Genomic DNA, 22,626 nt, shown 5'->3' on the forward strand with positions numbered 1-22,626 from the left:
GGCGCGCCCCCGGCCGTTCGGCCGGGTTTGGCGGGAGCCTGACGACAGTGCGATAATGGCCGTTTGCGCGCGAGCGCAAGCGGCCATTTCTTTTCTGGCGCGGTCTGCCGGCGCAAGCCGGTCGCGTCCCTCCCGAGGTTTTCACGATGCGCGTCTTTAATTTCTCCGCCGGCCCTGCGGCGATGCCCGAGGAAGTGCTGCGGCAGGCCGCCGACGAAATGCTCGACTGGCACGGCAGCGGCATGAGCGTGATGGAGATGAGCCATCGCGGCAAGGAATTCATGTCGATCCACGAGGCCGCGCTGACCGACCTGCGCGACCTGCTCGACGTGCCGGCGAGCCACCGGATCCTGTTCCTGCAGGGCGGCGGCATCGCGGAAAACGCGATCGTGCCGATGAACCTGCTCGGCGCGCGCAAGACGGCCGACTTCGTCGTGACGGGTTCGTGGTCGCAGAAATCGTTCGGCGAGGCGAAGAAGTTCTGCACGCCGCATCTGGCCGCGAGCGGCAAGACGGAAGACGGCTTCACGCGTGCGCCCGCGCGCGCCGAGTGGCAGCTGTCGGACGATCCGGCCTACGTGCATCTGTGCACCAACGAGACGATCGATGGCGTCGAGACGTTCGAGATTCCCGATCTCGGCGACGTGCCGCTGGTCGCGGACGTCTCGTCGCACATCCTGTCGCGCCCGATGGACGTCGCGAAGTACGGCGTGCTGTTCGGCGGCGCGCAGAAGAACATCGGGATGGCCGGCGTGACGGTCGTGATCGTGCGCGAGGATCTGCTCGATCGCGCGCTGTCGATCTGCCCGTCCGCGTTCGAATGGAAGACCATCGCCGCGAACAATTCGCTGTACAACACGCCGCCCACCTACGCGATCTACATCGCGGGCCTGGTGTTCCAGTGGCTGAAGCGGCAGGGCGGCCTCGAAGCGATCGAGGCTCGCAACATCGAAAAATCGAAGCTGCTCTACGACACGATCGACGCGAGCAGCTTCTATCTGAACAAGGTCGAGCCGGCAGCACGTTCGCGGATGAACGTGCCGTTTTTCCTGGCCGACGAAACGCGCAACGAAGACTTCCTTGCCGGCGCAAAGGCGCGCGGGCTGCTGCAGCTGAAGGGCCACAAGTCCGTCGGCGGCATGCGGGCGTCGATCTACAACGCGGTGCCGCTCGAGGGCGTGAAGGCGCTCGTCGAGTACATGAAGGACTTCGAGCAGCGCGGCGCCTGACGGCGGCGCGGTTCAAACAGCACGGCAAAACGCATGGACGACGAACTGAATTCCCGCCTGAAACCGCTGCGCGACCGCATCGACGCGATCGACGCGCAGCTGATCGCGCTCCTGAACCAGCGCGCCGCGGTGGCGCTCGAGGTGGGCGAGGTCAAGAAGCATTTCAACGCGCCGGTGTTCCGGCCGGAGCGCGAGCTGCAGGTGATCGCGCGGCTGCAGGACATGAGCGCCGGGCCGCTCGCGAGCGAGCACATCAGCGCCATCTGGCGCGAGATCATGGCGGCGAGCCGCGCGCTCGAGCAGACGATCCACGTCGCGTTCCTCGGGCCGGTCGGCACGTACAGCGAACAGGCGATGCTCGAGTATTTCGGCCAGTCGATCGAAGGGCTGCCGTGCCCGTCGATCGACGAGGTGTTCCGCTCGGTCGAGGCCGGTGCGTCCGCGTTTGGTATCGCGCCGGTCGAGAATTCGACCGAAGGCGCCGTATCGCGCACGCTCGACCTCCTGCTGCAGACCCAACTGGTGATCAGCGGCGAGCTCGCGCTGCCGATCCATCACAACCTGCTCACGCAGAGCGGCACGCTCGACGGCGTGAAGCGCGTCTGCGCGCATGCGCAAGCGCTCGCGCAATGCCAGCAGTGGCTCGCGGCGAATGCGCCGCAGCTCGAGCGGCAGGCCGTGGCGAGCAACGCGGAGGCCGCGCGCCTCGCGGCGGCCGACCCGACCGTCGCGGCGATCGCCGGCGACCGCGCGGCCGCACACTATGGATTGCAGATCGCGTTCTCGCTGATTCAGGACGATCCGCACAACCGCACGCGCTTCGTGATCGTCGGCAAGCAGCCGGCCGGCCAGAGCGGTCACGACCAGACGTCGTTGATCGTGTCCGTGAAGAACGAGCCGGGCGCCGTGTTCAAGCTGCTCGAGCCGCTCGCGCGGCACGGCGTGTCGATGACGCGCTTCGAGTCGCGTCCGGCCCGCGTCGGCACGTGGGAGTACTACTTCTACATCGACATCGAAGGGCATCGCGACGATGCGGCGGTGGCGGCCGCGCTCGCGGAACTCGGCCAGAAGGCCGCGTTCCTGAAGATACTCGGTTCGTATCCTCGCGCACGCTGACGCGCGGCGGCCGTCGCGTGCTTGACGCAGGCGGGGCGGCCGGGCGGGCAGGGCAGGCCGATCGGCGCTGTCGAAGGCGGGTTCGGGCGGTATCCGGCGCAGGTTGTGCCGGGTGCGGGCCCGTTGCCCGGAATCTGGAATTCCGCGTGCGGGGCGTCGTTTCGCGCGCGTAACTTGGCTCTTGTCGTGTCAGGCTTTGCATTCAACAAACTGGTCATCTTCGGCGTCGGCCTGATCGGCGGATCGCTGGCCCGCGCGCTGCGCGAGCGCGCGCCGGGCGGCGCGGGCGAGATCGTCGGCGTCGGCCGTTCGCGTGCGTCGGTCGAGCGCGCGCTGTCGCTCGGCGTGATCGACCGCGCGGCGGCGCTCGACGACGACGACGCGCAGTTGCGCGACGCGCTCGCCGGCGCCGATCTCGTCCTGCTGGCCGCGCCCGTCGCGCAGACGGGCCCGTTGCTCGCGCGCATCGCGCCGTGGCTCGACGGCGCGACGATCGTCACCGATGCGGGCAGCACCAAGTCCGACGTCGTCGCGGCCGCGCGCGACGCGCTCGGCGAGCGGATCGCGCAGTTCGTGCCCGGTCATCCGATCGCGGGGCGCGAATCGAGCGGTGTCGAGGCAGCGTTGCCGGATCTCTACGTCGGCCGCAACGTCGTGCTGTGTCCGCTGCCGGAGAACGCGCCCGACGCGGTGGCCCGGATCGACGCGATGTGGCGCGCGACCGGCGCCGACGTGCGCATGATGAGCACCGAACAGCACGATCGCGTATTTGCATCGATCAGCCATCTGCCGCACGTGCTGTCGTTCGCGCTCGTCGAGCAGATTCTCGGCGAGGCCGACGCGGAACTGAAATTCTCGTACGCGGCCGGCGGTTTCCGCGATTTCACGCGCATCGCGGCGTCGAACCCGGAAATGTGGCGCGACGTGTGCGTCGCGAACCGCGCGGCGCTGCTCGACGAACTCGACGGCTATACGCGCGTGCTCACGCGGCTGCGCGCGGCGATCGACGCCGGCGACGGCGCGGCGCTCGAAGCCGTATTCACGCGCTCGCGCGCCGCACGCAAGGCATGGCAGGAGCGCGGCGGCGCGCCCGCCGCCGAACCGGTCAAGAAATAACAGGACGATTCCCATGGACTACCTCGATCTCGGCCCGTATTCCAGCGCTTCGGGCACCGTGCGCCTGCCCGGCTCGAAGAGCATTTCGAATCGCGTGCTGCTGCTCGCGGCGCTCGCCGAAGGCGAAACGACGATCACCAACCTGCTCGACTCCGACGACACGCGCGTGATGCTCGACGCGCTCGGCAAGCTCGGCGTGAAGCTCGCGCGCGACGGCGACACCTGCGTGGTCGCCGGCACGCGCGGCGCGTTCACCGCGAAGACGGCCGACCTGTTCCTCGGGAACGCGGGCACGGCCGTCCGGCCGCTGACCGCCGCGCTCGCGGTAAACGGCGGCGACTATCGCGTGCACGGCGTGCCGCGCATGCATGAACGGCCGATCGGCGATCTCGTCGACGGCTTGCGCCAGATCGGCGCGCAGATCGACTACGAGCTGAACGAAGGCTACCCGCCGCTGCGGATCAAGCCCGCGACGATTTCGGTCGATGCGCCGATCCGCGTGCGCGGCGACGTGTCGAGCCAGTTCCTCACCGCGCTGCTGATGACGCTGCCGCTCGTGAAGGCGAAGGACGGCAGGACCGTCGTCGAAGTCGACGGCGAGCTGATCTCGAAGCCGTACATCGACATCACGATCCGGTTGATGGCGCGCTTCGGCGTGACCGTCGAGCGCGACGGCTGGCAGCGTTTCGTCGTGCCGGCCGGCGTCCGCTACCGCTCGCCGGGGCGGATCATGGTCGAGGGCGACGCGTCGTCCGCGTCGTACTTCCTCGCGGCCGGCGCGCTGGGCGGCGGCCCGCTGCGGGTCGAGGGCGTCGGGCGGGCGAGCATCCAGGGCGACGTCGGTTTCGCGAACGCGCTGATGCAGATGGGCGCGAACGTGACGATGGGCGACGACTGGATCGACGTGCGCGGCATCGGTCACGATCACGGCAAGCTCGAGCCGATCGACATGGACTTCAACCTGATTCCCGACGCGGCGATGACCATCGCGGTCGCGGCGCTGTTCGCGAACGGCACGAGCACGCTGCGCAACATCGCGAGCTGGCGCGTGAAGGAGACGGACCGCATCGCCGCGATGGCGACCGAGCTGCGCAAGGTCGGCGCGATCGTCGAGGAAGGCCCCGACTATCTCGTCGTCACGCCGCCGGAAAAGCTCACGCCGAACGCGGCGATCGATACGTACGACGATCACCGGATGGCGATGTGCTTCTCGCTCGTCAGCCTGGGCGGCGTGCCCGTGCGGATCAACGATCCGAAGTGCGTCGGCAAGACGTTCCCCGACTATTTCGACCGCTTCGCCGCGCTCGCCAAGGCCTGACCCGACTGACCCGATGAAATCGACCCGACCCTTTCACCCGACCCCCGTCATCACGATCGACGGCCCGACCGCTTCCGGCAAGGGGACCGTCGCGGCGCTCGTCGCCGCGCACCTCGGCTTCCACCTGCTCGACAGCGGCGCGCTGTACCGGCTCGCCGCGCTCGCGAGCGTGCGCTACGGGATCGCCGCGGAAGACATCGACGCGCTGGTGAAGCTGATCGACGATCTGCACATCACGTTCCGTGAAGGTTGTGCGCAGCTCGACGGCGTCGACGTGTCGAACGACATTCGTGCCGAAGCGGTCGGCAACCGCGCGTCGGCGATCGCCGTGCACGGCCCCGTGCGCACCGCGCTCGTCGCGCGCCAGCGCGCGTTCCGCAAGACGCCGGGCCTCGTCGCGGACGGGCGCGACATGGGCACGGTGATCTTCCCGGACGCCGTGCTGAAGGTGTTCCTGACGGCCAGCGCCGAGGCGCGCGCGGCCAGGCGGCATAAGCAATTGATGCAAAAAGGTTTTTCTGCTAATATAGATGACTTGCTCCGGGATCTTCGTGAACGTGACGCGCGCGACAGCAATCGCGCAGCCGCGCCGCTGAAGCCTGCGGCAGATGCCAAGCTGCTCGATACGTCGGCGCTTTCGGTCGATGAAGCCGTCGACCAGGTGCTGCAGTGGTACCGGGCGCTCGGCCAGCCCGCCTGAGAAGGCGGGCAGCGGTAGGTGCTCCGCGTCGCAAGCGCGGAGCGTGTTTCGAACCCTTAACCCCGTGTGGTCCTCGATCTGGCCCTTTCAGCCTGCCATTCCGGCCGGCGTGGCACAGCGAGCCATGCACAATCAGATTTTTATGTCCGACCTGCAAACCTCCACCCCGAATACCGAATCCTTTGCGGCTCTGTTCGAAGAGTCGCTGACCCGCCAAGACATGCGCGCCGGCGAAGTGATTTCCGCCGAAGTCGTGCGCGTCGACCACAACTTCGTGGTCGTCAATGCAGGCCTGAAGTCCGAGGCTTACATTCCGATCGAGGAATTCCTGAACGATCAGGGCGAGGTTGAGGTGCAGTCGGGCGATTTCGTGTCCGTCGCGATCGACGCACTCGAAAACGGCTACGGCGACACGATCCTGTCGCGCGACAAGGCAAAACGCCTTGCATCGTGGCTGTCGCTGGAAAAGGCGCTCGACAACAACGAACTCGTCACCGGCACGATCACCGGCAAGGTGAAGGGCGGCATGACCGTGATGGTCAACGGCATCCGCGCGTTCCTGCCGGGTTCGCTGGTCGACACGCGTCCGGTCAAGGACACGACGCCGTACGAAGGCAAGACGCTCGAGTTCCGCGTGATCAAGCTCGATCGCAAGCGTAACAACGTCGTGCTGTCGCGTCGTGCAGTGATCGAAGCAACCCAAGGCGAAGAGCGCGCGAAGCTGCTCGAGACGCTGAAGGAAGGCGCGATCGTCAACGGCGTGGTCAAGAACATCACCGATTACGGCGCGTTCGTCGACCTCGGCGGCATCGACGGCCTGCTGCACATCACCGACATCGCATGGCGTCGCGTGCGTCACCCGAGCGAAGTCCTGTCGGTTGGCCAGGAAGTCACCGCGAAGATCCTCAAGTTCGACCAAGAGAAGAACCGCGTGTCGCTGGGCATCAAGCAACTGGGCGACGATCCGTGGGAAGGCATCTCGCGCCGTTACCCGTCGGGCACGCGCCTGTTCGGCAAGGTCACGAACATCACCGACTACGGCGCATTCGTCGAAGTGGAATCGGGCATCGAAGGCCTCGTCCACGTGTCGGAAATGGACTGGACCAACAAGAACGTTGCGCCGTCGAAGGTTGTCCAGCTGGGCGACGAAGTCGAAGTCATGGTCCTCGAGATCGACGAAGATCGTCGTCGTATCAGCCTCGGCATGAAGCAGTGCAAGCCGAATCCGTGGGATGACTTCAGCCGCAACTTCAAGAAGGGCGACAAGATCACGGGTGCAATCAAGTCGATCACCGACTTCGGCGTGTTCATCGGTCTGCCGGGCGGCATCGACGGCCTGGTCCACCTGTCGGACCTGTCGTGGAGCGAAGCCGGCGAAGAAGCCGTTCGCAAGTACAAGAAGGGCGACGAAGTCGAAGCGATCGTGCTCGGTATCGACGTCGAGAAGGAGCGCATTTCGCTCGGCATCAAGCAGCTCGAAGGCGACCCGTTCAGCAACTACGTTGCAATGAACGACAAGGGCTCGATCGTCGACGGCGTCGTGAAGACGGTCGATGCGAAGGGTGCGGTCGTCACGCTGACGGGCGACATCGAAGGCTACCTGCGTGCATCGGAAATTTCGCAGGATCGCGTCGAAGATGCACGCAACGTGCTGAAGGAAGGCGACAAGGTCAACGCGATGGTGATCAACATCGATCGCAAGTCGCGCGGCATCAACCTGTCGATCAAGGCGAAGGATTCGGCTGAACAACAGGAAGCGATCCGCGGCCTGCAGTCGGACTCCAGCGCTGCTGCGACCGGTACGACCAACCTCGGCGCGCTGCTGAAGGCGAAGCTCGACGGCCAGAACCAGTAAGCCTTACGAGGTCTGCTGAAGTATGACCAAATCCGAGTTGGTCGCGCAGCTGGCATCGCGATTTCCGCAACTTGTCCTCAAGGATGCGGATTTCGCGGTGAAAACGATGCTCGATGCGATGTCCGACGCCCTGGCGAAAGGGCATCGCATTGAAATTCGGGGTTTCGGCAGCTTCGGCCTCAATCGTCGCCCGGCGCGCGTCGGACGCAACCCGAAGTCGGGGGAGAAAGTGCAGGTGCCCGAGAAGTTCGTGCCGCACTTCAAACCCGGCAAGGAATTGCGTGAACGCGTCGACGGCCGCGCCGGTGAACCGCTGAAGGCTGACGATCCGGACGACGAGCATTGAGCGTCGTTCGGTGTGCCCGGAACCTGTCCGGCGAAGGCTGAAAAGAAAAGCGCCCCTTGCGGGCGCTTTTTTCATTTCCGGCGGCATGTCCGGCAACCGACCCGCAATGCTGCGCACAGGATGTGCGCAGCCGCGGAAACGCTTCCTTTACAATACGGGTCGATTCGGTGCGACGAAGGGGAGTCGCGCGCCGCGGCAAACCTCAACAAAGAGAGGGCTTCATGAAGTTTATCGTCTGGCTGATCCGGGTATTGGTGTTCGTCCTGCTGCTGGTGCTTGCGCTGGCCAATACACAAACCGCGACGCTGAATTTCGTTGCCGGCTACGCATGGCAAGCGCCGCTGATCCTGATCGGCCTGGCATTCTTCGCCGTGGGGCTGCTGGCCGGCCTGCTGTCCGCGCTGCCTTCGATCTTCCGTCTGCGTCTCGAGAACGGGCGTTTGAAGCGCGATCTGCGTGCGGCGCGCGAAACGCCTGCCGTCATCGATCAGCCGCCGATGCCGCCCGTCATTTAACCCGGACGCCGCGCGATCAATCGCGCGGTTTTCGTCTCTGCTTCGATATTTCGCATGGATCTGGATTTCTGGTGGTTGCTCGCGATTCCGGTCGCGTTCGCGCTCGGTTGGGCGGCGTCACGCTATGACCTGAAGAATCTCCTGTCGGAGAGCGCCAACCTGCCGCGCTCGTATTTTCGCGGCCTGAATTTTCTGTTGAACGAACAACCCGACAAGGCGATCGATGCGTTCATCGAGGTGGCCAAGCTCGACCCCGAAACGGTCGAGCTGCACTTCGCGCTCGGCAACCTGTTTCGCCGCCGCGGCGAGACCGACCGCGCGATTCGCGTGCACCAGAACCTGCTGAGCCGTACCGATCTGCCGGTCAACGAGCGCGACCACGCGCTGTACGAACTGGGCCAGGATTTCCTGAAAGCCGGGCTGCTGGATCGCGCCGAAGAGGCGTTCCACAAGCTCGCGGACGGCGACTACGCGCTCGGCGCACAGCGGGCGCTGCTGACGATCTACGAAATCGAGAAGGACTGGAACAAGTCGATCGATACGGCGAAACGCATCGAATCGATGAGCGACAAGCCGCTTGGCATCGAAATTGCGCAGTTTCACTGCGAACTCGCGCAGGACGCGCTGCAGCGCAAGCATGCCGCGGCGGCGGCGGAGCAGTTGCGCCTTGCGCTGACCGTGAATCCGCAGAATGTCCGTGCGACGATCCTGTCGGGCGACGCGGCGCAAGCGGCGGGCGACCACGCGGCCGCGATCGAGCACTGGAAGCGCGTCGAAGCGCAGAACCCGGCGTATCTGCCGCTCGTTGCGGACAAGCTGATGAAGGCGTATGTCGCGCTCGGCAAGAACGTCGAAGGCGCCGAACTGCTGATGGGGTACGTCGATCGTTATCCGTCGAACGACTTGCTCGACATCGCCTATCAGCATATTGCCGGGTTGCGCGGCCAGGATGCGGCTCACACGCTCGCACGCACGCAGATGGAAAAGTCGCCGAACCTGTCGGGAATGCTGCACCTGCTCGATGCGCAGATCGCGGCGGCCGACGAACCGCGCCGTAAGGAACTTGAAATGATGCGTGCGCTGATCAAGCAGCGCACGAAAAATCTGCCACGGTATACGTGCCAGAATTGCGGTTTCCGGGCACGCCTCTTCTACTGGCAGTGCCCCGGATGCAGCGGCTGGGAAACCTATGCGCCGCGCCGCGTCGAACCCGCGATGCCGGGCTGATCCCGGCACGCGGAGCCAACGCGCTGCGGTTGCCGCCGGGCCCGGCCCGGCGGCCAAGTTAGTCAATTACCGGGAAGTACCGGAACATCTATGAAAATCACCATCATCGGCACCGGCTATGTCGGTCTCGTCACGGGCGCCTGCCTCGCGGAGATCGGTCACGACGTCTTCTGTCTCGACGTCGATCCGCGCAAGATCGACATCCTGAACAACGGCGGGATGCCGATTCACGAACCGGGGCTGCTGGACATCATCGCGCGCAACCGCACGGCGGGGCGCCTGCGTTTCTCGACCGACATCGAGGCGAGCGTCGCGCATGGCGAGATCCAGTTCATCGCGGTCGGCACGCCGCCCGACGAGGACGGCTCGGCCGACCTGCAATACGTGCTCGAGGCCGCGCGCAACATCGGCCGCCACATGACGGGCTTCAAGGTGATCGTCGACAAGTCGACGGTGCCGGTCGGCACCGCACGTCGCGTGCGCGGCGTGGTCGACGAGGCGCTCGCCGCCCGCGGGCTCGCGGGCAGCGTCGCGCATCGCTTCTCGGTCGTCTCGAACCCGGAATTCCTGAAGGAAGGCGCAGCGGTCGAGGATTTCATGCGCCCGGACCGGATCATCATCGGCGTCGACGACGACGAAGCCGGCACGATCGCGCGCGAGAAGATGAAGAAGCTCTACGCGCCGTTCAACCGCAATCACGAGCGCACGATCTACATGGACGTGCGGTCGGCGGAGTTCGCGAAGTACGCGGCGAACGCGATGCTGGCGACGCGTATCTCGTTCATGAACGAGATGTCGAATCTCGCCGACAAGGTCGGCGCCGACATCGAGGCCGTGCGCCGCGGGATCGGCTCCGATCCGCGCATCGGCTACCACTTCCTGTACGCCGGCGTCGGCTACGGCGGCTCGTGCTTCCCGAAGGACGTGCAGGCGCTGATCCGCACCGCGGGCGAGAACGGCCAGCCGCTGCGCATCCTGGAGGCCGTCGAGGCCGCCAACCATGCGCAGAAGGACGTGCTGATCGGCAAGATCGAGCAGCGCTTCGGCGTCGACCTCACGGGCCGCGAGTTCGCGGTCTGGGGCCTGGCATTCAAGCCGAACACCGACGACATGCGCGAGGCGCCGAGCCGCCGCCTGATCGCCGCGCTGCTCGAGCGCGGCGCGACCGTGCGCGCCTACGATCCGGTGGCCGTCGACGAAGCGCGGCGCGTGTTCGCGCTGGATTTCGGCGACGATGCGACCGTGCTGGCGCGACTGCATCTCGTCGACACGCAGGACGCCGCGGTCACGGGTGCGGACGCCCTCGTGATCGTGACCGAGTGGAAGGAGTTCCGCAGCCCCGATTTCACGCGCCTGAAGGCCGAGCTGAAGGCGCCGGTGATCTTCGACGGGCGCAACCTGTACGAGCCGGACGCGATGGCCGAACTCGGCATCGACTACTACGCGATCGGCCGGCCGTACGTCGATCCCCAGTCGTTTTCCCGTGGCTGAACGTACGATGAATACTCTTCGCGAAGTCGTTCCGGTGCCGCGCGAGCAACTCGCGCGTTCGCGTGTGCTCGTCGTCGGCGACGTGATGCTCGACCGCTACTGGTTCGGCAACGTCGATCGCATTTCGCCTGAAGCGCCGGTGCCGGTCGTGCACGTGCAGCGTCAGGAAGAACGGCTCGGCGGCGCGGCCAACGTCGCGCGCAATGCCGTGACGCTCGGCGGCCAGGCCGGGCTGCTGTGCGTCGTCGGTTGCGACGAACCCGGCGAGCGGATCGTCGAGCTGCTCGGCAGCAGCGGCGTGACGCCGCATCTCGAGCGCGATCCGGCGTTGCCGACCACGATCAAGCTGCGCGTGCTCGCCCGCCAGCAGCAACTGCTGCGCGTGGACTTCGAGGCGATGCCGACGCACGAGGTGCTGCTCGCGGGGCTCGCGCGCTTCGATGCGCTGCTGCCGCAGCACGACGTCGTGCTGATGTCGGATTACGCCAAAGGCGGCCTCACGCACGTCACGACGATGATCGAGAAGGCGCGTGCGGCCGGCAAGGCGGTGCTGGTCGATCCGAAGGGCGACGACTGGGCACGCTATCGCGGCGCCTCGCTGATCACGCCGAATCGCGCGGAATTGCGCGAGGTGGTCGGGCAGTGGAAATCGGAAGACGACCTGCGCGCACGCGTCGCGACTCTGCGTGCGGATCTCGGCATCGACGCGCTGCTGCTCACGCGTTCGGAAGAGGGCATGACGCTCTTTTCCGCGGGCGGCGAACTGCATGCGCCGGCGCTCGCACGCGAAGTGTTCGACGTGTCGGGCGCGGGCGACACCGTGATCGCGACGGTCGCGACGATGCTCGGCGCCGGTGTGCCGCTCGTCGACGCCGTGGTGCTCGCGAATCGCGCGGCAGGCATCGTGGTCGGCAAGCTCGGCACGGCCACGGTGGACTACGACGAACTGTTTCACTGAGCGCATTCGGCGGCGCGACGAGCGCGCCGCGCGAATGGCTCGCACTTTTCAGGCAGGACGATCATGACCCTCATCGTCACCGGCGCAGCCGGTTTTATCGGCGCGAACATCGTCAAGGCGCTCAACGCGCGCGGCGAGACGCGCATCATCGCGGTCGACAATCTGACGCGCGCGGACAAGTTCCGCAATCTCGTCGACTGCGAGATCGACGACTATCTCGACAAGACCGAATTCGTCGAACGCTTCGCGCGCGGCGATTTCGGCAAGGTACGCGCGGTATTTCATGAAGGCGCCTGTTCGGACACGATGGAAACCGACGGCCGCTACATGATGGACAACAACTTCCGCTACAGCCGCGCGGTGCTCGATACCTGCCTCGCGCAGGGCACGCAGTTCCTGTATGCATCGTCGGCCGCGATCTACGGCGGCTCGACGCGCTTCGTCGAGGAGCGCGACGTCGAGGCGCCGCTGAACGTGTACGGCTACTCGAAGTTCCTGTTCGACCAGGTGATCCGACGCGTGCTGCCGAGCGCGACGAGCCAGATCGCGGGCTTCCGCTATTTCAACGTGTACGGCCCGCGCGAGACGCACAAGGGCCGCATGGCGTCGGTCGCGTTCCACAACTTCAACCAGTTCCGCGCGGAAGGCAAGGTGAAGCTGTTCGGCGAGTACAACGGATATGCGCCGGGCGAACAGACGCGCGATTTCGTGTCGGTCGAGGACGTGACCAAGGTGAACCTGTTCTTCTTCGATCATCCGGAGAAGTCGGGCATCTTCAACCTCGGCACGGGCCGGGCGCAGCCGTTCAACGATATCGCGTCGACGGTCGTGAACACGCTGCGCGCGCTCGACAACCAGCCGCCGCTGACGCTCGCGCAACAGGTCGAGCAGGGCTTGATCGAGTACGTGCCGTTTCCCGATGCGCTGCGCGGCAAGTACCAGTGCTTCACGCAGGCGGACCAGACGAAACTGCGCGCGGCCGGCTACGACGCACCGTTCCTGACCGTGCAGGAAGGCGTCGACCGCTACGTGCGTTGGCTATCCGGCCAGGTTTAAACCGGCGCGTTGCATCGATAGACTGGGTCTCACGGTCGGCAGCCGCCGGCCGTTTTTCTTCGGAGATCCAGCACATGATCAGGAAATGGTTTGCCGCAGCGGTCATGCTCGGCGCAGTGGCGTCGGCGTGGGCGGCCGTCGACGTCAACACCGCGAACGAGGACGCGCTCGTCGGCATCAAGGGCATCGGGCCGGCGCGGGCGAAGGCGATTCTCGACGAGCGCGGCGCGCGCGGTCCGTTCAGGAATGCGGACGATCTCGCCGCGCGCGTGAAGGGCATGGGCGGGCATACCGTCGAGCGGCTTCAGCAGGAAGGGTTGACGATCGGTGCGGTGGCCAGTCCGGGTGCCACGCCGTCGGCCGCAACCAAACCGGCGGCAGCGAAGCCTGCCGCCGCACCGGCCCGCACCGCGCAGAAATAACGGGTCGCGCGTACCCGACACAGGGCTCCTTCAGTCGCCGTCGTTGCGACGGCTTCCCGCGGCATGCCGCGGGTTTTTTGCGTGGGACCACGTGCGCGGCGAAACGCGAACCGCGAACCGCGCGGCACGCGTATTCCATCGTCGCAATGGGGTTGCCGGCGCGGGTGCCGGTGCTGGTTTACAATCGATCGATTGATCGGCCTCGCACTCACGGTATATCCATGGCTTACAAAACTATCGAAGACACGATCGGCAATACGCCGCTCGTGCAACTGGTCCGCCTGCCGGACGACGAGATTCGCGCGCGCAACAACGTGCTGCTCGCGAAGCTCGAGGGCAACAATCCGGCCGGTTCCGTGAAGGATCGCCCGGCGCTGTCGATGATCAGCAAGGCCGAGGCGCGTGGCCGCATCAAGCCGGGCGATACGCTGATCGAGGCGACGAGCGGCAACACGGGCATCGCGCTCGCGATGGCCGCGGCGATCCGCGGCTACAAGATGGTGCTGATCATGCCGGAGGATCTGTCGGTCGAGCGCCGCCAGAGCATGGCGGCGTACGGCGCCGAAATCATCCTGACGCCGGTGAAGGGCGGGATGGAACTGGCGCGCGACCTCGCGGAGCAGATGCAGCGCGAAGGCAAGGGCGTGATCCTCGACCAGTTCGGCAACCCCGACAATCCCGTCGCGCACTACGAAGCAACGGGGCCGGAGATCTGGCGCGATACCGAAGGGCGTATCACGCACTTCGTGTCCGCGATGGGCACGACGGGTACGATCATGGGCACGTCGCGTTACCTGAAGGAACGGAATCCGGCGATCGAGATTGTTGGTGCGCAGCCGGAAGACGGCTCGCGTATCCCGGGCATCCGCAAGTGGCCGGAAGCGTACATGCCGACCATCTTCGATCGCAGCCGCGTCGACCGCGTCGAGAGCGTGAGCCAGGCAGCGTCGGAAACGATGACGCGCCGGCTCGCGGCGGTCGAAGGCATCTTCGCGGGCATTTCGTCGGGCGGCGCATGCGAAGTCGCGATGCGCATCGCGCGCCAGGTCGAGAATGCGACGATCGTGTTCATCGTCTGCGATCGCGGCGACCGCTACCTGTCCACGGGCGTGTTTCCCGCGTGAGCGACAGGGGTGCGCGATTCGCGCATCGATGAAAAAAGCGCCGCGTTCTATGAACTGCGGCGCTTTTGCTTTGGGCGTGGCCGGTGATTACTGCGGCTGCGCGTCGTCAGCGGTGGGTTGCAGCGCGCCGCTCGCTTCCATCTGCGCTTTCACGGCTTCGCCGAGCTGGTACACGGTGAGTGCGTAGAAGAAACTGCGGTTGTAGCGCGTCAGCACGTAGAAGTTCTTCAGGCCGAGCATGTATTCGGTCGCGCGCCCCGGCGTCGGCAGGTCGACCACGGTCACCGGCGTGCCGGCTTCGGTCGTGATGTTGACCGTCGGCTCGTTCAGCGTCATGCCCGCGCGCAGCAGTTGCGACAGCGCCCAGTGCGGTTCGGGCTGGCCGTCGGCGGCGGCCTGTGCGATGCCCAGGCTGCCCGTGTCGGGCGTGATCTGCCAGACCACCGGGCGGTCGGTTTCCCAGCCGTGCTGTTTCAGGTAGTTCGCGACGCTGCCGATCGCATCGACAGGACTGCTGCGCAGATCGACGTGGCCCGAGCCGTCGAAGTCGACCGCATATTCCCGGATGCTGCTCGGCAGGAACTGCGGAATCCCGATCGCGCCGGTGTACGAACCGAGCACGGTGGTCGGGTCGAGCTGGTTGTCGCGGGTCCAGACGAGGAAGTCTTCGAGGTTCTTGCGGAACGTGGCCTGGCGGCTGTCGCGATTCGGCGTGTCCGGGTAGTCGAACGTGAGCGTCGTCAGCGCGTCCAGCACACGGAAATTGCCCATGTAGCGGCCATAGATGGTTTCGACGCCGATGATGCCGACGATCACCTCGGGCGGCACGCCGAACTGCTCGGACGCGCGCTGCAGCGTCGCCTGGTTCGCCTTCCAGAACTTCACCCCCGCATTGATGCGGATCGGCTCGATGAAGCGCGAGCGATAGACGCGCCAGTTCTTCACCGAGGGCGTCGGGGCCGGCTTCACGAGCTTGACGGCCGTCGCCGAATAGCTGATGCGCGAAAACAGCGCATGCAGGCTCGCCGAATCGAAGCCGTTGCGGCTCACCATCTCGTCGATGAACGCGTCGACCTTCGCGTTGTTCGCGTAACGCTGCGGAACGATTTCCTCTTCGAAGGTCTGGCCTTGCGGGGTCGGCTGCTGCGGCTGCGACTGGGCGACGAGCATGCCGGCGGGCTTCGCCGGCTGCGTCTGCGCGACGGCAGGCGCGGTGCCGAGGGCAGCGGCGACGGCAGCGGCGACGAGCGGAGCGCGGACACGGAACAGCGCGGAGAGAAGGGCGGCAGGCTTGCTGGAATTCATGTCGAAGCGGGCGGGCAGGGCGATGGTGTTCGGCGCAGTATACCCGACGCATCCGGCGCGCCGGGCCGAAGCCGGCCCCCGTTGTGGTAAGTTAGCGGCGAATTCGCGGCAGACGATGGACATCATTGAGGGAGACCTGCGACGCACCGCGCGCCGCGGATGACAGCTTATGGCAACCGCTTTCTATACGCACCCCGACTGCATGCTGCACGAAATGGGGGAATGGCATCCGGAATGTCCGGCCCGCCTGTCGGCGATCCAGGATCAACTGATCGCGAGCCGTATCGACGACCTGATCGTGCACGAAACCGCGCCGTTCGCGAGCGAGGTCGCGCTGGGCCGCGTGCATACGCAGGCGCACATCGACTACATCCGCAGCATGACGCCGGTCGACGGCTACGTCGAGATCGATCCCGATACGCTGATGAATCGCGACACGTGGCGCGCGGCACTGCGCGCGGCCGGCGCCGCGATCGCGGCGACCGACGCGGTGATCGAAGGCCGCTACGCGAATGCGTTCTGCGGCGTCCGCCCGCCCGGTCATCATGCGGAGCCGGCGCGTGCGATGGGCTTCTGCTTCTTCAACAACGTCGCGATCGCCGCGCGGCACGCACTCGACGTACACGGCATCGAGCGTGTCGCGATCATCGATTTCGACGTGCACCACGGCAACGGCACCGAGGCGGCGTTCGCGAACGACGAACGCGTGCTGATGTGCAGCTTCTTCCAGCATCCGCTGTATCCGTTCTCGGGCGTCGATCATCAGGCGCCGAACATGGTCAACCTGCCGATGCCCGCACGCAGCAACGGGATGGCGATCCGCGAAGCCGTCGACATGCTGTGGCTGCCGCGCCTCGACGCGTTCAAGCCGCAGATGCTGTTCGTGTCGGCCGGCTTCGACGCGCATCGCGAGGACGACATCGGCAATCTCGGCCTCGTCGAAGCCGACTTCGAATGGCTGACCGCGCGGATCGTCGACGTCGCGCGCCGACATGCGCAGGGCCGTATCGTCAGCTGCCTCGAGGGCGGTTACAACCTGTCCGCGCTCGGCCGCAGCGTCGTCGCGCACCTGCGCGTGCTCGCCGGGATCTGATTCCCGCTCGGCCGGCCGGGCCGGGTGCGCTCAGCGCGCCGGCGCGCGCGCGTGAATCCACGCGATCAGCGCGTCGATCACGCGGTCGCGTTCGAGATCGTTCATCGTTTCGTGGAAGCCGCCTTCGTACAGCGTCAGCGTACGATCGGGCGAGCCGACGTGCGCGCCGAACGCGCGGCTGCCGTCGGGTTCGGTCAGCTTGTCCTCGGTGCCGTGATAGACGAGCACCGGCACGCGCAGCGCGCCGCGGCCGGTTTCGATGCGCGCCATCGCGTCGAGAATCTCCGCGCCGGTGCGTGCGGGCACCGTGCCGTGATGCACGAGCGGATCGGCGCGATTGGCCGCGACGATGGCCGGATCGCGCGACAGCAGGGCCGCATCGATCCTGATCGCGGGGAAAGTGGGCCACACACGGCTGATGACGCGGCTGAGCGCGAGCATCCAGCGCGGCACGTCGCGCCCGGGCGCAAGCGCCGGGCTCGACAGCACGAGGCCCGCCAGCGCGTGGCCGCGGGCCGTGGCGCGTTCGATCGCGTAGAGCGTCGCGACCGCGCCGCCCATGCTGTGCCCCATCAGGAACAGCGGCGCATCGCCGCGCGCGGCTTCGGCGACCAGCGCGTCCGCATCGTTCAGGTAGCCGTCGAAACGCTCGACCCACACGCGCTTGCCGGGCGACTGGCCATGCCCGCGCAGATCGATCGCCAGCACGTCGATGCCCACTGCGTTCAGCCGGCCGGCGAGCGCGGCATAGCGGCCCGCGTGTTCGGCGAGGCCGTGCACCAGCGCGATCGTCGCGCGCGGCGGCGCGGTGCCGTCGCCGGCCGGCCAGCGGTACGACGCCAGTTCGAGCCCGTCCGCGGTACGCAGCCGGCCCATGCGCGGCGCGGGCGCCGAAGGCGCCGACCCGGTGGCGGCGGATGCGGTGGCCGGCGTGGTGGGGGTGCTCATCGGGCGTGTCTCCTGTTCGTTGGCATGTGCGTTTCGCGATCATAGTCGCGGCCTTCCGGCGCGAGCCCAGCCGCGCTCCTCTAATTTCGTCTGGTTATGAAAAGATCGAAATCGATTATTAAGGGGAATGAGGGGTTTGCGGTAAAATCGCCGGCTATTCCAGATGCATCGGCGGCCGACTGGCGGGCCCACTCGCCGGCCGGCCGCCGTTTTGTTTTTTACATGATCGAATTACGCAATCTCTCGCAGCGTTTCGCTGGCCCGGGCGGCTGGGTCGAAGCGTTGCACAACGTCAACCTGACGATCCCGCAAGGCGAGGTGTTCGGCATCATCGGACGAAGCGGCGCCGGCAAGAGCACGCTCGTGCGTACCATCAACCTGCTGACGCGGCCGACCGAAGGCAATGTCGTCGTCGGCGGGCGCGATCTCACGCTGCTGTCGGCCGGCGCGCTGCGCGAAGCGCGCCGCGAGATCGGCATGATCTTCCAGCACTTCAACCTGCTGTCGTCGCGCACGGTGTTCGACAACGTCGCGCTGCCGCTCGAGCTGGCCGGCGCGAGCCGTGCCGACATCGAGGCCGCGGTGCTGCCGCTGCTCGACCTGGTCGGGCTGTCCGCGCAGAAGGACCGCTATCCGTCGCAGATCAGCGGCGGGCAGAAGCAGCGCGTCGGCATCGCCCGTGCGCTGGCGAGCCAGCCGAAGGTGCTGCTGTCGGACGAAGCGACGTCCGCGCTCGACCCCGAAACCACGCGTTCGATCCTCGATCTGTTGAAGCGCATCAACCGCGAGCTCGGCCTGACGATCGTGCTGATCACGCACCAGATGGAAGTGATCAAGCAGGTCTGCGATCGCGTCGCGGTGCTCGATGCGGGTCGCGTGGTCGAGGAAGGCCGCGTGATCGACGTGTTCCTGCAGCCGCATCATGAAGTGACGCGCGCGCTGATCGGCGACGTGATCGCGCAGGAACTGCCGCCCGCGCTGAAGGCGCGCGTGGCCGAGCGGCTGAAGACGGGCAGCGGGCATCTGCTGCGGCTCGCGTTCACGGGCTCGGGGGTCGACCAGCCGATCCTGTCGGAGACGATCCGCCGGTACGAACTCGATTTCAATATCCTGCACGGCCAGATCGACGAGATCCAGGGGCAGGCATTCGGTTCGCTCGCGGTGCTCGCGGGCGGCGAGCCGGGCAAGGTCGGGCAGGCGCTCGCGTTCCTGCGCGAGCAAGGTGTGGTGGTAGAGGAGCTTTCGTATGTTGAGTGAGATGTTCGATATGTTCGTGCAGTCGTTCTGGGAGACGCTGATCATGGTCGGCATCTCCGGGGCGGTCGGTGCGCTCGTCGGCCTGCCGCTCGGCGTGCTGCTCTACCTGACCGACCGCCAGGGCGTGCTGCAGAATCTCGCGGTGAACCGCGTGCTGGGCGGCATCGTGAACGCGGTCCGCTCGACGCCGTTCATCATCCTGCTGGTCGCGGTGATTCCGTTCACGCGGCTCGTCACGGGCTCGTCGATCGGCACGGCCGCGGCGGTCGTGCCGCTGACGCTCGCGTCCGCGCCGTTCATCGCGCGTCTCGTCGAGACGGCGCTGCGCGAAGTCGACCGCGGGCTGATCGAGGCCGCGCAATCGATGGGCGCGACCACGTCGCAAATCGTCTTCAAGGTGCTGTTGCCCGAATCGCTGCCGGGCATCGTCGCGGGCCTGACGATCACGTTCGTGTCGCTGGTCGGCTATTCGGCGATGGCGGGCGCGATCGGCGGCGGCGGGCTCGGCGATCTCGGGATCCGCTACGGTTACCAGCGCTATCTGCCGGAAGTGATGTGGACGGTCGTCGCGATCCTGATCGTGTTCGTGCAGATCGTGCAATCGTTCGGCGACTGGCTGGTGCGCCGGCTGAGCCACAAATAAGACCCGACCGATTCGACAGGGGAGAAACGATGCAACGACGCTTCATGCTGAAATTCGCGGCGGCGCTGGGCGCGGCCGCGCTGTTCGCGGGTGCGCATGCGCAGGCCGAAACCATCAAGGTCGGCGTGACGGGCGGCCCGCACGCGCAGATCATGGAAGTGGTGAAGAAGGTCGCGTCGAAGGACGGCCTGGAGATTCGCATCGTCGAATTCTCCGATTACGTGCAGCCGAACGCCGCGCTCGCGTCGGGCGATCTCGACGCGAACAGCTACCAGCACGATCCGTATCTGCAGGCGCAGGTGAAGGATCGCGGCTACAAGCTGATCAAGGTCGCGGACACCGTCACGTTCCCGATGGGCATCTATTCGAAGCGCGTGAAGTCGCTGGCCGAACTGAAGCCGGGCGCGCGCGTCGCGGTGCCGAACGATCCGACCAACGGCGGCCGCGCGCTGCTGTTGCTGCAGAAGCAGGGGCTGCTGAAGCTGCGCGCGGATGCCGGGCTGAAGGCGACGCCGCTCGATATCGTCGACAATCCACGCAAGCTGAAGATCGTCGAGCTCGACGCCGCGCAAATTCCGCGTTCGCTCGGCGACGTCGACGCGGCCGCGATCAACACCAATTACGCGATGGAAGCGGGGTTGAAACCGAAACAGGACGCGATCGCGATCGAGGGCCCGAACGGCCCGTACGCGAACGTCCTCGCGATCCGCGAGGCGGACCGGAACAAGCCGTGGGTCGCGAAGCTGATCGCGGCGTACCACTCGGCCGACGTGAAGCAGTTCATCGAAGGCAAGTTCGGCGGCGCGGTCATTGCCGCCTGGTAACGGGCAGAGCACGCACGCCCGGCGGGATTAGAGTCGATGATCGAAAACCCGGGCTTTGCGTCCGGGTTTTTTCTCTTTTAAAATAGAACGACCGTTCGCTATCATTGGCGCGTCGCCAAGAAGCGGTATCCTCGACAACCATCATGGTTGGGTCCGCCCGGCCGCGCAGTCACGAGGCCTCGCTATAAAATGGCCTCTGGTCGTATTCGTAACTTTGGAGCGTGTGCATGAAAATCCTGGTGCCAGTGAAAAGAGTGGTCGATTACAACGTGAAGGTCCGCGTGAAGTCGGACAACACGGGCGTCGACATCGCGAACGTGAAGATGTCGATGAACCCGTTCGACGAAATCGCGGTGGAAGAAGCGGTGCGCCTCAAGGAAGCGGGCGTGGCGACCGAAGTGATCGCGGTGTCGGTGGGCGTGACGCAAGCGCAGGAAACGCTGCGCACGGCGCTGGCGATCGGCGCGGATCGCGCGATCCTCGTCGAGTCGAACGACAGCGTCGAGCCGCTGGCCGTCGCGAAAATCCTGAAAGCACTGGTCGACAAGGAACAGCCGCAACTGGTGATCCTCGGCAAGCAGGCGATCGACGACGATTCGAACCAGACGGGCCAGATGCTGGCCGCGCTGGCAGGTCTCCCGCAAGCGACGTTCGCGTCGAAGGTGACGGTGGCCGACGGCAAGGCAACGGTGGCACGCGAAGTCGACGGCGGCGCGGAAACGCTGTCGCTGACGCTGCCGGCGGTGGTCACGACCGACCTGCGCCTGAACGAGCCGCGCTACGTGACGCTGCCGAACATCATGAAGGCGAAGAAGAAGTCGCTGGAAACCGTGAAGCCGGAAGACCTCGGTGTGGACGTCGCGCCGCGCCTGAAGACGCTGAAGGTGGTCGAGCCGCCGAAGCGCGCGGCCGGCGTGAAGGTGCCGGACGTGAAGACGCTGGTCGAGAAGCTGAAGACCGAAGCCAAGGTGCTGTAAGAGGGAGCGCAAAGAAATGACGATTCTGGTGATTGCAGAACACGACAACGCGTCGATCAAGGCCGCGACGCTGAACACGGTGGCGGCGGCCGCGAAGATCGGCGGCGACATCCACGTGCTGGTCGCGGGCCACAACGCGCAAGCGGCGGCCGATGCGGCGGCAAAAATCGCAGGTGTTTCGAAGGTGCTGCTGGCCGACGCGCCGCAACTGGCCGAAGGCCTCGCGGAAAACGTCGAAGCGACCGCGCTGAACATCGCGAAGGACTACTCGCACATCCTCGCGCCGGCCACCGCGTACGGCAAGAACATCGCGCCGCGCATCGCCGCGAAGCTGGACGTCGCGCAGATCTCGGACATCACGGCAGTCGATTCGGCCGATACGTTCGAGCGCCCGATCTACGCGGGCAATGCGATCGCGACGGTGCAGTCGAGCGACCCGATCAAGGTCATCACGGTGCGTGCAACGGGTTTCGATCCGGTGGCGGCGGAAGGCGGCAGCGCATCGGTCGACAAGCTCGAAGCAGCGGCGGACGCCGGCAAGTCGCAGTTCGTGAGCCGCGAAGTGACGAAGCTGGACCGTCCGGAACTGACGTCGGCGAGCATCATCGTGTCGGGCGGCCGCGGCCTGGGCAGCGGCGAGAACTACACGAAGGTGCTGGAGCCGCTGGCCGACAAGCTGTCGGCAGCGCTCGGCGCATCGCGCGCGGCGGTCGATGCCGGCTACGTGCCGAACGACTACCAGGTCGGCCAGACCGGCAAGATCGTCGCGCCGCAGCTGTACATCGCGGTCGGCATCTCGGGTGCGATCCAGCATCTGGCCGGCATGAAGGATTCGAAGGTGATCGTCGCGATCAACAAGGATCCGGAAGCGCCGATCTTCAGCGTGGCCGATTACGGCCTCGTCGGCGATCTGTTCTCGCTCGTGCCGGAGCTCGTGACCGAACTCGGCTGACGCGGTGTGACGCTTCAGCGGTAAGCACACGAGAAGAGGGGCGCGACGAGCGCCCCTTTTTCGTTGTGTCGTCGCCGAATGAGGAGCGGGTGTCGTTCGTCCAGACGATTCGCGCTCGTACCGTGGCGGGCGGAACATGTCGTCGCGTACGCGA

General features: G+C 66.2%; 22 protein-coding genes. 20 read left to right on the top strand and 2 right to left on the bottom strand.

The window, feature by feature from the left end; genetic code table 11:
• Nucleotides 1–146 precede the first annotated feature (146 nt).
• From serC to cysM, 14 genes are all read left to right on the top strand, one after another.
• A complete protein-coding gene (gene serC, locus CFB89_RS04740) occupies nucleotides 147–1,229 on the top strand; it encodes a 3-phosphoserine/phosphohydroxythreonine transaminase (RefSeq protein ID WP_089466929.1) in 1,083 nt (360 codons plus the stop codon).
• A gap of 33 nt (nucleotides 1,230–1,262) precedes the next feature.
• The gene (pheA, locus tag CFB89_RS04745) at nucleotides 1,263–2,345 is read left to right on the top strand and encodes a prephenate dehydratase (RefSeq protein WP_034206715.1); all 1,083 of its coding nucleotides are present in this window, start codon (nucleotides 1,263–1,265) and stop codon (nucleotides 2,343–2,345) included.
• A 186-nt stretch (nucleotides 2,346–2,531) separates the two neighbouring features.
• Nucleotides 2,532–3,461 (top strand): prephenate dehydrogenase/arogenate dehydrogenase family protein, encoded by a 930-nt coding sequence (locus CFB89_RS04750; RefSeq protein WP_089466930.1) that lies wholly within the window; start codon nucleotides 2,532–2,534, stop codon nucleotides 3,459–3,461.
• Between the two features lie 13 nt (nucleotides 3,462–3,474).
• On the top strand, nucleotides 3,475–4,779 hold the full coding sequence (aroA, locus tag CFB89_RS04755) for a 3-phosphoshikimate 1-carboxyvinyltransferase (RefSeq protein WP_089466931.1): 1,305 nt from the start codon (nucleotides 3,475–3,477) through the stop codon (nucleotides 4,777–4,779).
• 13 nt (nucleotides 4,780–4,792) lie between these two features.
• Complete coding sequence (cmk, locus tag CFB89_RS04760; protein ID WP_044844836.1) at nucleotides 4,793–5,479, top strand: (d)CMP kinase; 687 nt, start codon at nucleotides 4,793–4,795, stop codon at nucleotides 5,477–5,479.
• A 142-nt stretch (nucleotides 5,480–5,621) separates the two neighbouring features.
• Entirely contained in the window at nucleotides 5,622–7,334 is a 1,713-nt protein-coding gene (gene rpsA / locus CFB89_RS04765) for a 30S ribosomal protein S1 (protein ID WP_011544885.1), read from the top strand.
• A gap of 22 nt (nucleotides 7,335–7,356) precedes the next feature.
• The gene (locus CFB89_RS04770) at nucleotides 7,357–7,680 is read left to right on the top strand and encodes an integration host factor subunit beta (protein ID WP_089466932.1); all 324 of its coding nucleotides are present in this window, start codon (nucleotides 7,357–7,359) and stop codon (nucleotides 7,678–7,680) included.
• 221 nt (nucleotides 7,681–7,901) lie between these two features.
• On the top strand, nucleotides 7,902–8,195 hold the full coding sequence (locus CFB89_RS04775) for a lipopolysaccharide assembly protein LapA domain-containing protein (protein WP_012328123.1): 294 nt from the start codon (nucleotides 7,902–7,904) through the stop codon (nucleotides 8,193–8,195).
• Nucleotides 8,196–8,249: 54 nt separating this feature from the next.
• The gene (gene lapB / locus CFB89_RS04780; protein ID WP_089466933.1) at nucleotides 8,250–9,422 is read left to right on the top strand and encodes a lipopolysaccharide assembly protein LapB; all 1,173 of its coding nucleotides are present in this window, start codon (nucleotides 8,250–8,252) and stop codon (nucleotides 9,420–9,422) included.
• A gap of 90 nt (nucleotides 9,423–9,512) precedes the next feature.
• A complete protein-coding gene (locus CFB89_RS04785) occupies nucleotides 9,513–10,913 on the top strand; it encodes a UDP-glucose/GDP-mannose dehydrogenase family protein (protein WP_089466934.1) in 1,401 nt (466 codons plus the stop codon).
• Between the two features lie 7 nt (nucleotides 10,914–10,920).
• Nucleotides 10,921–11,871, top strand: coding sequence for a D-glycero-beta-D-manno-heptose-7-phosphate kinase (rfaE1, locus tag CFB89_RS04790; protein WP_089466935.1), 951 nt, complete (start codon nucleotides 10,921–10,923; stop codon nucleotides 11,869–11,871).
• A gap of 63 nt (nucleotides 11,872–11,934) precedes the next feature.
• Entirely contained in the window at nucleotides 11,935–12,927 is a 993-nt protein-coding gene (gene rfaD, locus CFB89_RS04795; RefSeq protein ID WP_089466936.1) for an ADP-glyceromanno-heptose 6-epimerase, read from the top strand.
• A gap of 74 nt (nucleotides 12,928–13,001) precedes the next feature.
• Complete coding sequence (locus CFB89_RS04800) at nucleotides 13,002–13,349, top strand: helix-hairpin-helix domain-containing protein (protein WP_089466937.1); 348 nt, start codon at nucleotides 13,002–13,004, stop codon at nucleotides 13,347–13,349.
• A gap of 221 nt (nucleotides 13,350–13,570) precedes the next feature.
• Nucleotides 13,571–14,473, top strand: coding sequence for a cysteine synthase CysM (cysM, locus tag CFB89_RS04805; RefSeq protein WP_089466938.1), 903 nt, complete (start codon nucleotides 13,571–13,573; stop codon nucleotides 14,471–14,473).
• 87 nt (nucleotides 14,474–14,560) lie between these two features.
• On the opposite strand, the gene mltB is transcribed toward cysM, so the two are convergent.
• A complete protein-coding gene (gene mltB, locus CFB89_RS04810) occupies nucleotides 14,561–15,904 on the bottom strand; it encodes a lytic murein transglycosylase B (RefSeq protein ID WP_179233375.1) in 1,344 nt (447 codons plus the stop codon).
• Nucleotides 15,905–15,947: 43 nt separating this feature from the next.
• On the opposite strand from mltB, the gene CFB89_RS04815 reads away from it, so the two are divergent.
• Entirely contained in the window at nucleotides 15,948–16,871 is a 924-nt protein-coding gene (locus tag CFB89_RS04815; RefSeq protein ID WP_089466939.1) for a histone deacetylase family protein, read from the top strand.
• A gap of 30 nt (nucleotides 16,872–16,901) precedes the next feature.
• Here CFB89_RS04815 and CFB89_RS04820 read toward each other — a convergent pair whose 3' ends face one another.
• Nucleotides 16,902–17,819 (bottom strand): alpha/beta hydrolase, encoded by a 918-nt coding sequence (locus CFB89_RS04820; protein WP_089466940.1) that lies wholly within the window; start codon nucleotides 17,817–17,819, stop codon nucleotides 16,902–16,904.
• Between the two features lie 222 nt (nucleotides 17,820–18,041).
• On the opposite strand from CFB89_RS04820, the gene CFB89_RS04825 reads away from it, so the two are divergent.
• The 5 genes from CFB89_RS04825 to CFB89_RS04845 all read left to right on the top strand — a co-directional run bounded on the left by CFB89_RS04825 (nucleotide 18,042) and on the right by CFB89_RS04845 (nucleotide 22,472).
• Nucleotides 18,042–19,076 carry a methionine ABC transporter ATP-binding protein gene (locus tag CFB89_RS04825; protein ID WP_089466941.1) on the top strand — a complete coding sequence of 345 codons (1,035 nt, stop codon included), beginning with the start codon at nucleotides 18,042–18,044 and terminating at the stop codon, nucleotides 19,074–19,076.
• On the top strand, nucleotides 19,066–19,719 hold the full coding sequence (locus tag CFB89_RS04830) for a methionine ABC transporter permease (protein WP_006476559.1): 654 nt from the start codon (nucleotides 19,066–19,068) through the stop codon (nucleotides 19,717–19,719). The genes CFB89_RS04825 and CFB89_RS04830 overlap by 11 nt, the downstream gene beginning before the upstream one ends.
• A gap of 29 nt (nucleotides 19,720–19,748) precedes the next feature.
• Nucleotides 19,749–20,543: a MetQ/NlpA family ABC transporter substrate-binding protein gene (locus CFB89_RS04835; RefSeq protein ID WP_089466942.1), complete on the top strand. Its 795-nt coding sequence runs from the start codon at nucleotides 19,749–19,751 to the stop codon at nucleotides 20,541–20,543.
• Between the two features lie 227 nt (nucleotides 20,544–20,770).
• Nucleotides 20,771–21,520 carry an electron transfer flavoprotein subunit beta/FixA family protein gene (locus CFB89_RS04840; RefSeq protein ID WP_089466943.1) on the top strand — a complete coding sequence of 250 codons (750 nt, stop codon included), beginning with the start codon at nucleotides 20,771–20,773 and terminating at the stop codon, nucleotides 21,518–21,520.
• Between the two features lie 16 nt (nucleotides 21,521–21,536).
• Nucleotides 21,537–22,472: an electron transfer flavoprotein subunit alpha/FixB family protein gene (locus CFB89_RS04845; protein WP_089466944.1), complete on the top strand. Its 936-nt coding sequence runs from the start codon at nucleotides 21,537–21,539 to the stop codon at nucleotides 22,470–22,472.
• Nucleotides 22,473–22,626: the final 154 nt, after the last annotated feature.

Source organism: Burkholderia sp. AU16741 (assembly GCF_002223345.1).
In the GTDB taxonomy this organism is placed as follows: Bacteria; Pseudomonadota; Gammaproteobacteria; order Burkholderiales; family Burkholderiaceae; genus Burkholderia; species Burkholderia sola.